Genomic DNA, 12,314 nt, shown 5'->3' on the forward strand with positions numbered 1-12,314 from the left:
CAATGATGTTGCGCTCCGCGATTCTGTATCAAAGGAGAGTTCTGAATGAAGCCGAGAATCAGCATGATTACGCTGGGCGTCAGTGATCTGGAAGCGTCGGTTCACTTCTATGAGCAGGGGCTCGGTCTGCCGAGGATGGACTCGCCGCCGGAGGTCGCGTTCTTCACCCTCAACGGGACATGGCTCGGATTGTACGGCCGGAAGGCGTTGGCAGAAGATGCGGGGGTGCCTGCTGACGGCACGGGTTTCGCCGGCTTCACGATCGCGCATAATCTGGATTCGGAGGCGGCCGTTGACGAACTCATCGAGCAAGCTGTTGCGGCAGGGGCCAGGCTGGTGAAGCCTGCTCAGAAGGTCTTCTGGGGCGGTTACTCCGGCTACTTTGCCGATCCAGATGGCTATCTGTGGGAGATCGCACATAACCCCCTGTTCTGGGTTGGCCCGAAGGACGAACATGCATAACGGGCCGCTCAAGCTGTTCGATGCGCACCTCCATATCATCGACCCGCGGTTTCCTCTTTTTCAGAACAATGGATACCTTCCGAAGGCGTTCACGTGCAAGGACTACCTTGACAGAATGCAAGGGTGTCATCTGGCGGGAGGCGCCGTTGTATCAGGTTCATTTCAGGCCTTTGACCAAACGTATCTGATGGATGCGCTCCAGACTCTGGGTCCGAAATTTGTGGGTGTTACGCAAGTGCGGGCAACGATTTCGGATGACGAGCTTCTCGATCTTGATCGCGCGGGCGTTCGCGCAGTTCGCTTCAATCTGAAGCGCGGAGGCTCGGAAGAGGTACGATATCTTGATAGCCTGGCCAGACGTGTGCATGAGGTGGCAGGCTGGCATGTGGAGCTGTATGTCGATTCGAGAGCGTTGGCTCCCCTTTTTCCTGTGTTGGTCGCATTGCCATCAGTCAGTATTGACCACCTCGGGCTTTCCCGCGGCGGCTTTGCGACTCTGCTGCAACTGGTGGAGAAGGGTGTTCGTGTCAAGGCCACGGGTTTCGGGCGAGTTGATTTCGATGTAAAGACGGCGCTTGTGGCGTTGTTCTCAGCCAATCCGGACGCCCTGATGTTTGGCACCGATCTGCCCTCGACCCGCGCACCTCGGCCTTATGAAGACGACGATGTTGCGCTGATGGTTGAGGCGTTGGGGGCAGAGAATGCGCGCAAGGTGCTATTTGAGAATGCGGCGATGTTTTACAGGCCATCGGAACGCGGTTGATCAAGGAGGTGATATGAATGCATTCATCGCCGTGTTGTGGCGCCGGTTGGACACGCCAGGCCATGATGCATCTCCGCTACCGAGTATGAATACGACGCGCCGACCATGGACTATAGTGGCAAGCTGGAGTTTACTGAGCCGGGCGTCGTTGCTCATTATCCGGGTCTGTTCAGGGGCGTGCATGTGCATACGACCCTGGTCTGAAGTCGTTGGTTTGGCTAAAAGGAGCGTCCAGTGGGTTGGCCTCATCACCTGATGAACCCAGAAGCGCTGTCCGGGTTATTCGACTCCATCGATGATCTCGACGTGCTGAATGTTTTCGAAATCACCCTCAACAGAGAGGGGCCGGTGGTAGCGCTTCGCGCGGACCTTCCCCGATTTCCCGAGCGCCCCTCGAAGCGTTGGCCGCCCGGCGCGAACCGTGTTCAGATTCTGATCGAATTTCTGGGCGTTGAAGGGCTTTCATTGTCTGGATTCGAGACAATGAATGAGGGGCGTCTTGAGGTGCTGCCCTTGCAAACGGGCTATGCATTCTCGTTTCATGCACAGAGCCTGGAGCTGCGTGGAGCATGCGTCGGGCTGCGTATCGCGAGGGTCAGTGCTTATCTCGAAGCGTAAGCAGGAGGGCTTTCATGATTTCGGTCGAGTTTCTCATCACCTCCCTGATTGTGGTGCTGATCCCCGGAACGGGGGTGGTCTATACGGTCTCCATGGGCCTCGCGCAAGGGCGCATGGCAGGTGTTCTCGCGGCGCTGGGCTGCACGCTTGGCATTCTTCCTCATCTGGCAGCAACGATACTGGGCCTGGCTGCGCTGATGCATGCCAGCGCCCTGGCGTTTCAGCTGCTGAAGTACGCCGGGGTGGCGTATCTCCTTTATCTGGCCTATGCCACCTGGCGTGATCGCGCGGCGTTTTCAGTTGAAGCGATGCCGTCACGTACGGCCAGACTCGGCATCGTCATCAAGGCGTTCCTGCTCAACATTCTGAATCCCAAGCTCACTATCTTTTTTCTCGCCTTCCTGCCGCAGTTTGTGACGCCGGGCACCCTTTCGCCGTTGGCGCAGTTGCTGGCCTTGAGCGCCGTCTTTATGCTGATGACGTTCGCTGTTTTTGTGGTCTACGGCCTTCTTGCCTATCTGTTCCGCAAGGCCGTGATCGAATCGCCGCGCGTCCAGTCCTGGCTTCGCAGAGTATTTGCGGGCGCCTTTGCAGGGTTGAGTGCGCAACTGGCGCTGTCTGAACGGTAGACGAAAGGGAGTAATGCTGATGAGCCTCGGAGAGAATGTCCTCAGTACGTATCTGCACTTCCGGGATAATGGCGCGGCAAGTACGGTTCCCGTATCCGATGCCTTCTGGAGTGAACTGACGGCCGGTGAGCTCCAGCACCTGAATCAGGGTCGCTTGATGTCTGCCTTCACATTTTCCGCGCCGTGGCCAACATGGGAGCGTCATCCCGCCGGCGAGGAGCTGGTCCTGTTGCTTTCTGGCGTGGCGACAATGGTACTGGATGAGTCAGACCAAGAGCGCGAGGTGCAACTGAGCACGCCTGGTGATTTTGTGCTTGTTCCCAGGAATATCTGGCACACCGCGAGAACACAGGTAAAGACCACGATGCTCTTCCTTACACCGGGAGAGGGGACTGAGCACCGTGAAGTCGGCGCCACGTCTTTAGGATCCACAACATGACTCTTCAGGCGACACACATCATTGCCGCGATCCTCATCGGCATGGGCGCGACTCTGGTCATGGACCTTTGGGGCTATTTCCAGCGCAAGGTGATGGGTATTCCGCCGCTCAATTACTGCCTGGTGGGCCGTTGGCTCCGTCATATGCCGGACGGCAAATTTGCTCATCAGAGCATCCTGGCTGCGGCATCGAAGCCCGGGGAATGCACCGTGGGCTGGGTGGCCCACTATGCCATTGGAGTTGTTTTCGCTGGTGCCCTGCTTCTGATCACTTCGCCCGGCTGGATACAGCAACCAACGCTTGCTCCGGCGCTCTTTGTGGGTCTGGCGACCATAGCGATCCCGTTTCTGGTCATGCAGCCCGCCTTTGGCTTGGGAATCGCTGCTGCGAAAACGCCGAATCCGCGCAGAGCCCGGATGCTGAGCCTGGCAGCGCATACATCATTTGGGCTGGGCTTGTATCTCGCCGCACTGGCGTTCGGCCCGGTATTGGCACGTTAAACGGAGCATCGCTGCGCTGGTAAGCATGAACCGGAGGGCAAGGTATGGCAAAACTACGCAAGCCAAACAGCTCACGCAAGCCGCCCGTCCCCTCGAGTGACCACGGCCAGATTCATGACTGGATCAGCAAGCGGGTCATGCCTGGCCTGAATCCGATGGTTCGCAAGCTGGACGAGATGATCTGCGAGGAACACAGCGGGCTTCAATATGCTATCAAGTGGCAGAATGCGTACTACGGCCTTCCCGAGTTAGGTTGGGTCATTGAGATCGCAGCGTACGACGTGTCTGTGAACATTGTCTTTCTTGGTGGTGCTGACTTTGATGTGCCGCCGCCGTTGGGCGAGAGCGATCGTTCCCGGTATATCAAACTGAAAACGCTGGAGGAGGCCGCGGCGCCGGAGATCCGCCAATGGATCAGGCAAGCGGGCCGCCGTCCGGGTTGGACATAGCAAGGAGGGCAACGCATGAGCGAAAAAATGCCTGCGACAGATACCCCGGAAAGCTGGGGCGCGGCCAGCCGGGGTTATGCAGAGGACGTCGCACCGGTCCTGATGCGCGCTTTTACTGAGCCGTTGGTCGAGCGACTTGCTGTGGATCACAGCGCGGAGGTGCTGGAAGTAGGTGCTGGTTCCGGAGTGCTTACCGAAGCGCTGTTTCCCCGGGTGAAGTCGGTGATGGCCACCGATTTTGCCCCGAAGATGGTTGATGTGCTGCGTGAGCGGCTGCAGGCGGCGGGGGCTGTGAACGTCCAGTGTAAAGTCATGGACGGTCAGGCTCTGGCGTTCCCTGACGCGAGTTTCGATGCCGCAGCGTCCAGCTTCGCGCTGATGTTCTTCCCGGATCGGGTAAAAGGCTTTGCGGAGCTGTGCCGCGTGGTGCGTCCTGGCGGCCGCGTGGCCGTGACCGGTTGGGCTGGTCCGGACCGGTTCGAGTCGTTCGGGCTTTTTCTGGCTGCCGTGCAGGCCGCATTCCCGGATATGCCGGCGCCGCCGTCCCCGCCGCCTGTTTTTCGCCTGTCTGATCCTGCGGCTTTCAAGTCAGAGATGGAGGCCGCCGGGTTTCGTGATGTCCAGGTAGAGTTTGTTGCACGTGAACTGGAATTGCCTGACTTCGACGGACTGTGGCGCATGATGACGGCGGGCGCGCCGCCCGTGCAGGCGTTGCTGGATCGCGTTGGCCCTTCCGGCAAAGAGCGCCTCCGCGAGCGCCTGTACGCGATCATCGAGGAGCGGTTCCCGGGCGGCATCATCAAGGTAACCAATGTGGCGACCCTGGGCGTGGGTGTCGCCCCGTGATGAGAGCCCACAGGTACTGCTGATCGGGCTGAAACGAAGTGCAGCGTATGCCGAGGTGCAAATATGATGGCTTACACCATGGTAGGCACGCAGGATCTGGAGAAAGCGCGGGCGTTTTACGACCCCGTTTTTGACAACATGGCACTGGAAGTCTGCTGGGAAGATGAGGCCTGTGTCTCTTACGGCAAGAACGATGATCTGAGTTTCCCGCGTTTCTTCGTCGGCTATCCGTTTGATGGCAAGCCGGCCAATGTCGGCAACGGCGTCATGACCGCGTTCCAGTTTGAAGAAACGAATCAGGTGGATCGTCTTTACGAGTTGGCCATGCAGCACGGCGGCAGTTCAGAAGGTGAGCCCGGCTACCGGCCCCAGTACGCCGAGGGCTTTTACGCTGCTTACGTCCGCGATCCGGATGGCAACAAGCTGGCGTTTGTGATGTATCCGAAAGAGTAAACATCATCGCGAAATCCGCAGCAGTAGGCGTTATGGAGAAGCGATACGCTGAACCTGTCCGTCCGTCAGGATTTCGGCGCGTGATGAAGCCGGGCAATACGGGTGATACGATAGGAAAGGCGATCAACATCATAGTGGCGATGGCGTGGGCATAAAAAGTCGGCGCTCCAGCAACAGGGCTTCGGCGAAGGGCTCGCTATGGGTCACCACCATCAGGCTGCCCTGATACTGCCTCAGTACATCTGCCAGTAGCGCCTGACTCTCCAGATCCAGATGGTTATCCGGCTCATCCAGCAACAGGAGCTGCGCAGTCTCTGGTCCCATCAGGCAGCAAGCCAGAGCGACTTTCAGCTTCTCGCCGCCGCTGAGCTGGCCAATCGGTCGCAGTGCCTGTTCCCCCTTTATTCTCAATAACGCCAGCCGATCCCTGTAGGCGGTTTCAAGCCAACCAGGGTTCAGACTCTGAAAGTTGTCCAGTGCGCTATCGTCCGGATTCAGAATGCTCAGGTGCTGGTCGAGTCGACGCACAGAGCCCCGCCGGTCAATCTTTCCGGATAGCGGGTCGATGCCGCCGCAGATCGCGGCAAGCAGGGTTGATTTGCCGCTGCCATTGGCGCCGTGCAGTCGCCAGCGCTCGCCGTTCTGGATGTGTTCGTTCAGTGGTGGCATGTTGCGGATCCATGGCAGCCGCACATCCCGCAGTGTCAGTACGGCGCCGGAGATCGGCGCCGGTTCGGTCAGGCGAAAGCCCAGGGCATCATTCCGGCCAAGCACCGATTCGGCGATCTGAACGCGCTGCTGTTGCGCATCAAGGGCCGCCTGATGCTTGTACGCGATACGTCCCCCGGTGGCTTCACTCCGATCCTTGCGCGCATCCTGCAGGACCTTTGGCATATCCCCCTTGCGCGCTTTTGCACGCCCTCTGGCGGCACGCTGCTCATGTCGTTCCCGCTCAAGCTGTTGCTGATGCCGCTCCTTTCTTAGTGCCTGACGTGCATGAGTCTTGTCATGCTGTGCCTTTTCCAGAAGACCCAACCGCGCCTGCTCATAGGCTGCAAAGCCCTGGCCATGCCATTGCAGGGCTCCGTGGCGCAGTTCGAGCAGTTGGCTGAAGGAGTCAAGCAGGGCCCTGTCATGGGTAATCACCAGCGCTCCGCCCGTTCGCTGGTGGATCCAGCGCATCAGCCATTCCCGTCCGCTCTGATCGAGGTGATTGGTCGGTTCGTCGAGTATCAGAAAGGTATCAGCTTGCCGGGACAGCTTCAGCAGGTGCAGCCGGGTGCGCTGTCCTCCACTCAAGGTGCGAAGGGGGGAGGTCAGGATGTCGGGGGCGAGCTGGAACTGTGCCAGAAGGGCTTCAAGTTCTTGCCGGAGTCCCCACTGCTCGTCAAGCGTGGCGAGGTCATCGACACGTCCCGTTCCGGCCATCAGCCGATCAAGAGCGGCCAGCGGGGCCGCAACGCCCAGGAATGTGGCCACGTTTTCGGCACCCGGATTTTCGGCGGCACGCTGTGACAGGAACCGCACAGGCACTCGCTGCTGAACGATACCTTGCTGCGGCGTGCGCAGGCCCGCCAGACATTCGGCCAGCAGCGTCTTGCCGGCGCCGTTGGGACCAATCAGGGCTACAGGCATAGCGGCAAGATGCACATCCAGTGCCTGGAAAACGGGGGGTGCAGGTTCGAAAGTGACGGTCAGATCCGTCGCGGAAATACAGGCCATCGCCATGGACAACACCTCTGTAACACCAGGGAATAAACCGGGTTCAGAGTGCTGACTTCATTGGCGTGACTCCTGCGTGGTGGGACAGTGCCTGGTGGGATAGCTCACGGCCATTCTATCGAATGGCCAAAGGGGCGGCAATGGAAGGCCGGCTCCGGGGCCGGTGCCTGGAAGGTCAGAGCCAGTTGCCCATCAGAATAAACGGCGCCCAGTAATAGGGGTGACTGAAAGGCTGGTCCGGGTTGGTGATATACGGCTCAGGCACATTGCCTGATGCAGGCCTGGCCAGACCGCGTGTCAGGTTTTCCGGTACGGCAGAGAGGTCCATCTGGCCGCCCAGCAACGCCAGTTGGGCGCGACGAAGTGCTTCGGCCTTGTGCGTCTGCGCGTGCACCCGATGGTCGTAGAACTGCTGCATGAACAGGCCGGTGCTGGCATCGGCGACCGGCCACAAGGTGGCAATGACCGCTCGCGCGCCCTGACGCTGGGCCATCACACCGAAGCCCTCGACTTCGCGCCCGTTATCTCCCGGACCGCCCACGGCGGTATCGCACGCCGACAGGGTGAGCAGATCAACCTCATGCAGGGGGAAGGCGCCATGGCGAAAGTCTTCCAGACTGAGTCGTTGATCGTTCCCGAGCACCAGGAAGGAATCCGCTTCAGTGCCGTGCCCGAAATGAAAGTGGCTGGCGATATGCACCACCGGATACGCGTCTTCGAGTATTTCGGTCAATGCGTCGGCATCAAATTCGCCATCCAGATGAATGCTGCCGTGCAACATGCCGCCGTCGGGATTGCGCAACGGATCGCGCACCACCGAGTGCAGCTCGAACGGCACCGCGGGCAGGGCAGAGAAACCGGCGGCCGCTTCGCTCACTCCCAGGCCAGCGACGCGCCAATCGGTGCGTGGCGGCGCGGTCAGATTGGCGCGGGCGGCGGCGGTGTAAATGCTGAGGGCATAGTCTTCAACCAGCCAGCGTTCGCCGGAGTGCAGGGCGGCCAGCGGCAAGTAACGGAGATTGGCGTCCAGGCCCAGCATCAGCACGCGCGCCTGGGCTTGCTGCAGATCATCATGGACGGGGGCAATCAGCACGTCATAGAGCGCGCGTGCTGGCGCCTGCGGATCGCGTCGCGGGTCCTGGAGGACCTGCCGATAGGCAAGGATCAGGCGGTTGAGTTCAGCTTCGCTGATGGCGCTGTCGCGATGGAGTTGTACATCGGCCGTGGTGACGAGAATGCGCAGCCGCTCTGGTGTCACCAGATAATGCAGCAGTACGGTGCCCGGGCCGAGCTGCCGGAGTGTGCCTTGCAGTGCGCGCAGGCTGTCGAGGTCGTGTTCGGCAAAGGCCATGGCCCGTTCCGGGCCGAGTGCAGCAAAGGCGGATCGCAAGTCCTGGAGATGGGTCTGGTAGGCCTGTCTGGCTACAGCCAGATCTGCCTGCAAGGTCTGATAGCGCGCCTGCTGTGAGGCGTCTCTGGCGGTGCGGGGAACGCGTGACAGTTCGCCGTACTCGCGGCCGAGGGCGGCCAGGTTGTCGCCGATCTCCTGGTAGCGCGCCGCCCATGGCGCTTCGAAAGCGTTGCTGCTTGCTTCGCCAGCGAGACCTGTTGCGCGCTGGTCACGGCGCACGAAGTCCACATACTCCTGTTCCTTGAGCAGGCCGAGTATCTGTTCGGCCTCGCCCAGACGCCCCTGGCTGATGAGCAGGTCGGCCAGTTCGGTGTAGACGACGCGTTTGTCTGCGAGCAGAGACATTTGCAACGCGGCATCCAGCGTCTGCGCGCCAGCGCGCAATGACTGGATGGCGTTGACCGCGCGCTTGCCATAAAAGGCAGCTTCATAAGGCCGATTCAGCAACAGTAAAAGCTGTTGCAGTGCATGGTTAACCTGCCATTGCAGCGCTGGAACGGACGCCATGTCTGCGGCTATCAGGGTTTCTTCATAGATGGCCAGTGCTTGCTCATAGTGGCCACGCTTCTGGAGTACACGGCCTCGCGCGAATGCTGCACTGTGTTGCGCCGAGAAGCCTATGTCCTGATAGATCGTCTGCGCTTGCTGATAGTGGCGCAGGGCTCTGGCATGTTTGCCCTGGGCTTCGTACACGCTGCCCATGCCGTACAGGCTGGCCGCTTCGGCATGGCGGCGGTGTGTGCGGCGGGCGATGCGCAGTGCCTGTTTGTGGTGGGCCAGCGCGGCGTCAAGTTGGCCCCGCTGCTGGAGGGCGTTGGCTCTGTTATTGAGTGCGGCGCGCTCGCCGTCGCGGTCGCCACTGTCGCGCATGATCTCGATCGCTTGCTGATAGTATTCCAGCGCCTGCCCGGATTGGCCGAGTTGATGGTGGGTCACGCCAAGGTGCATCAGCGAGCGGCCTTCCCAATCGCGATCGCCCTGCGCGCGATAGCGCGCCAATGCCTGCTCGCCATGGGTCAGCGCAAGTGCATACTGGCCGAGTTCGCCGTACAGGACATACAGGTTGTTGTGAATCAGTGCTTGCAGCGAGATGTCTTCGGCCTGCTGCGCGCTGTCCAGCGCATGGGACAGTGTTTCGACGGCGAGCGGGTTGTTTCCCTGGAGCTGATACAGGGTACCGATATAAAACAGGGCTTCACTTTCAAGACGTACATTTTCAAGACTGTCGTCGCTGATTTCGCGGGCGATGACCAGTACCTGCTGATACTCCGTCAATGCGGCGGCGTACTGGCCCAGATCCTGATACAGCAGAGCGAGGCGTCGTCGTGAGCGTGCTTCGCCAGCTAAATCGCCGAGCTCGGCGCGCTTGAGTAATGCTTGCTGGTAGTGCTCCATGGCTTGGGGATAAAACGCCAGGCGCTCATAGACGATGCCGAGGTTGTTATGGGTGGTGCCCTCTGCCTCGAGCGCCGCAACCTCGCGGTGAATCTGCAACGCTTGCTGATAATGCTCCCGGGCCTCTTCCAGCGCACCAAGGCTCAGAGAAACGTCGCCGAGATCCTGAAGTGCCCCGCCTTCGCGGCTGCGATCGCCCAGTTCACGATGAAGGGCCAGGGCTTGCTCATAGTGACTGCGTGCGCAGGCGTACTGTCCAAGGTCTTCATATTCGTAGCCGAGGGCGTGCAAGGTCTCGGCTTCGCCGTGCCGGTCGCCGAGTTGGCGGTGCTGCGCCAGCGTGGCTTCGAGCTCAGGCTCGCTGCACACCGGTGACGGCGGGGTGCCCTTGTGCAGACTGGCGCAACCACTGAAGCTGGCCAACAGGCACAGGAGCGGCAGCAGGGGATGGTTTTTCCGGGTGGTGTATCCCAATGGCAGCATGGCCATGGCAGGCGCCTACTGTGAAGTGGATGGGTCTTGTGAGAGGGACAGATCGGCCATCGTCCACAAGGCCGCCAGCAAGGCGACCGGCGCTGTCTCGGCGCGGAGGACGCGGTTGCCGAGGGCGAAGGCGATGAAGCCGGCGTCTTGGGCGGCGGTCAGCTCGCCCTCGGTCAAGCCGCCTTCCGGGCCCGTCAGCAGGGCAAGGCTGCTGGCGGCGCGCAGCTGCGCGGGCGCCAGCGGTTGTTCGCCGGGATGGGCAATCAGTTTCAGGTCGGCATCGGTATGTTGCACGAAGGTGGTCAGCGGCAGCGGTGGCAGGATCGTCGGGACGCGGTTCAGGCCGCACTGCTCGCAGGCACTGATGGCCACCTGTTGCCAGTGGCGGCATTTCTTTTCCAGCCGTTCGCCATCCAGCCGCACGTCGGTACGTTCGGTCAGCAGCAATTGAAAGGCGGCGGCGCCCAGTTCGGTGGCTTTCTGGATGGCGTAATCCATGCGTTCGCCCTTGATCATCGGCAGGGCGACGGTCACGGGCCAGGGCGCGCTGCGGTCGTCGTGGCTGTGCGCGTAAGGAATGGCGGTGACGCTCTTCTTGCTGATGGCGCTGATGCGCGCCGACCATTCGCCGCCGTCGCCGTTGAACAGGCTGATCTCGTCGCCCACCGCCATGCGCAGCACGCGGGCGATATGGTGACTGGCGTCCTCACCCAGTTCGGTGGGCGTGTCGAGGGCGAAGGGCTGCGGGTCATAAAAGCGGCGCATGTCAGTCCTGCGTAGCCAGGTTGATGCCTTCCCAAGCCACGTCGGCCAGGTGATCGATCTGTTCCGGTGTAATGATATACGGCGGCATGAAATAGGTGACGTTGCCCAGCGGGCGCAGCAGGGCCTGGCGGGTCAGGGCGTGTTGATAAACGCGCAGGCCGCGCCGTTCGCGCCAGTCGTAGACTTCCCGGCTGCGTTTGTCTTTCACCATTTCCAGGGCGGCAATCATGCCGGTCTGGCGCACTTCGGCCACATGCGGGTGGTCCTGGAAGCGCTCCAGTGCCTTGCCCATGTGGGCCGCCAGGGCCTGGTTCTGCTCGATGACCTTGTCGCTTTCGAAGATATCCAGCGTCGCCATGGCCGCTGCACAGGCCAGCGGGTTGCCGGTGTAGCTGTGCGAGTGCAGAAAGGCGCGCAGGGTGTTGTAGTCGTCGTAGAACGCCTGATAGATCTCATCCGTGGTCAGCACGGCGCACAGCGGCAGATACCCGGCGGTCAGCCCCTTGGACAGTGCCATGAAGTCGGGGGTAATGCCCGCCTGCTCGCAGGCAAACAGGGTGCCGGTACGACCGAAACCGACGGCGATTTCATCCGCAATCAGATGCACCTTGTACTTGTCGCAGGCTTCGCGCAGCAATTTCAGATAGATCGGGTGATACATGCGCATGCTGCCGGCACATTGCACCAGCGGCTCAACGATCACGGCGCAGATTTCATGGTGGTGTTCGGCCAGGATGGCCTTCATGCCTTCGAACTGGCGGCGTGAATAGGCCTCCCAGCTTTCGCCGTCTTCGCGGTGGAAGCAGTCCGGGCTGGGGGCGGTCAGCACTTCCATCAGCAGGGGTTTGTAGGTGGACTTGTACAGGTCCACATCGCCCACGGCGAGCGCGGCCAGGGTTTCGCCGTGGTAGCTGTTGCCCAGGGTGACGAAGCGGCGTTTCTCTGTCTGGCCCTGGTTGTGCCAGTAGTGGAAGCTCATCTTCAGCGCCACTTCAATGCCGGATGAGCCGTTGTCGGCATAGAACACGCGCTCCAGGCCGGGCGGGGTGATCGACACCAGGCGCTCGGACAGCGCCACCACCGGCTCGTGGGAAAACCCCGCCAGAATGACATGCTCCAGCTTGTCGAGCTGTTCGTGCACGGCGGCATTGATGCGCGGGTTGGCATGGCCGAACAGATTCACCCACCAGGAACTGACGGCATCGATATAGCGGTTGCCGTCAAAGTCTTCCAGCCACACGCCTTCGCCACGCTTGATCGGAATCAGCGGCAGGCTCTCGTGATCCTTCATCTGGGTACAGGGGTGCCAGAGCACCTTGAGGTCCCGTTCGATCAGATCGCGATTGCTGGTCATGGTGGCTCCCGGGGTTGTGGCTGGG

Annotated in this window: 13 protein-coding genes; 9 read left to right on the forward strand and 4 right to left on the reverse strand. The window is 60.8% G+C overall.

Annotation, left to right across the window (positions count from 1 at the left end; all coding sequences use genetic code 11):
- The first annotated feature begins 45 nt into the window (after positions 1 to 45).
- From DKW65_RS00080 to DKW65_RS00120, 9 genes are all read left to right on the forward strand, one after another.
- Complete coding sequence (locus DKW65_RS00080; protein WP_111655332.1) at positions 46 to 462, forward strand: VOC family protein; 417 nt, start codon at positions 46 to 48, stop codon at positions 460 to 462.
- Positions 455 to 1,225, forward strand: a complete 771-nt coding sequence (locus DKW65_RS00085; protein ID WP_111655333.1) for an amidohydrolase family protein — start codon at positions 455 to 457, stop codon at positions 1,223 to 1,225. The genes DKW65_RS00080 and DKW65_RS00085 overlap by 8 nt, the downstream gene beginning before the upstream one ends.
- A gap of 234 nt (positions 1,226 to 1,459) precedes the next feature.
- Positions 1,460 to 1,843, forward strand: coding sequence for an Imm50 family immunity protein (locus DKW65_RS00090; RefSeq protein ID WP_162925612.1), 384 nt, complete (start codon positions 1,460 to 1,462; stop codon positions 1,841 to 1,843).
- 14 nt (positions 1,844 to 1,857) lie between these two features.
- Positions 1,858 to 2,472, forward strand: a complete 615-nt coding sequence (locus tag DKW65_RS00095) for a LysE family translocator (protein WP_111655335.1) — start codon at positions 1,858 to 1,860, stop codon at positions 2,470 to 2,472.
- 19 nt (positions 2,473 to 2,491) lie between these two features.
- On the forward strand, positions 2,492 to 2,911 hold the full coding sequence (locus DKW65_RS00100; RefSeq protein ID WP_111655336.1) for a cupin domain-containing protein: 420 nt from the start codon (positions 2,492 to 2,494) through the stop codon (positions 2,909 to 2,911).
- On the forward strand, positions 2,908 to 3,411 hold the full coding sequence (locus tag DKW65_RS00105) for a DUF2938 domain-containing protein (protein WP_111655337.1): 504 nt from the start codon (positions 2,908 to 2,910) through the stop codon (positions 3,409 to 3,411). The genes DKW65_RS00100 and DKW65_RS00105 overlap by 4 nt, the downstream gene beginning before the upstream one ends.
- 44 nt (positions 3,412 to 3,455) lie before the next feature.
- Positions 3,456 to 3,860 carry a DUF1801 domain-containing protein gene (locus DKW65_RS00110; protein WP_111655338.1) on the forward strand — a complete coding sequence of 135 codons (405 nt, stop codon included), beginning with the start codon at positions 3,456 to 3,458 and terminating at the stop codon, positions 3,858 to 3,860.
- A 15-nt stretch (positions 3,861 to 3,875) separates the two neighbouring features.
- Positions 3,876 to 4,706 (forward strand): class I SAM-dependent methyltransferase, encoded by an 831-nt coding sequence (locus DKW65_RS00115; RefSeq protein ID WP_111655339.1) that lies wholly within the window; start codon positions 3,876 to 3,878, stop codon positions 4,704 to 4,706.
- A gap of 63 nt (positions 4,707 to 4,769) precedes the next feature.
- The gene (locus DKW65_RS00120) at positions 4,770 to 5,159 is read left to right on the forward strand and encodes a VOC family protein (protein WP_111655340.1); all 390 of its coding nucleotides are present in this window, start codon (positions 4,770 to 4,772) and stop codon (positions 5,157 to 5,159) included.
- Positions 5,160 to 5,288: 129 nt separating this feature from the next.
- On the opposite strand, the gene DKW65_RS00125 is transcribed toward DKW65_RS00120, so the two are convergent.
- From DKW65_RS00125 to DKW65_RS00140, 4 genes are all read right to left on the reverse strand, one after another.
- Positions 5,289 to 6,887 (reverse strand): ATP-binding cassette domain-containing protein, encoded by a 1,599-nt coding sequence (locus DKW65_RS00125; RefSeq protein WP_111655341.1) that lies wholly within the window; start codon positions 6,885 to 6,887, stop codon positions 5,289 to 5,291.
- A gap of 169 nt (positions 6,888 to 7,056) precedes the next feature.
- Positions 7,057 to 10,176, reverse strand: coding sequence for a CHAT domain-containing tetratricopeptide repeat protein (locus tag DKW65_RS00130; protein WP_111655342.1), 3,120 nt, complete (start codon positions 10,174 to 10,176; stop codon positions 7,057 to 7,059).
- Between the two features lie 9 nt (positions 10,177 to 10,185).
- The gene (locus DKW65_RS00135; protein WP_111655343.1) at positions 10,186 to 10,935 is read right to left on the reverse strand and encodes a 16S rRNA (uracil(1498)-N(3))-methyltransferase; all 750 of its coding nucleotides are present in this window, start codon (positions 10,933 to 10,935) and stop codon (positions 10,186 to 10,188) included.
- A 1-nt stretch (position 10,936) separates the two neighbouring features.
- The gene (locus DKW65_RS00140) at positions 10,937 to 12,289 is read right to left on the reverse strand and encodes an adenosylmethionine--8-amino-7-oxononanoate transaminase (protein ID WP_111655344.1); all 1,353 of its coding nucleotides are present in this window, start codon (positions 12,287 to 12,289) and stop codon (positions 10,937 to 10,939) included.
- Positions 12,290 to 12,314 lie beyond the last annotated feature (25 nt).

This window comes from Isoalcanivorax indicus, from assembly GCF_003259185.1.
Taxonomy (GTDB): domain Bacteria; phylum Pseudomonadota; class Gammaproteobacteria; order Pseudomonadales; family Alcanivoracaceae; genus Isoalcanivorax; species Isoalcanivorax indicus.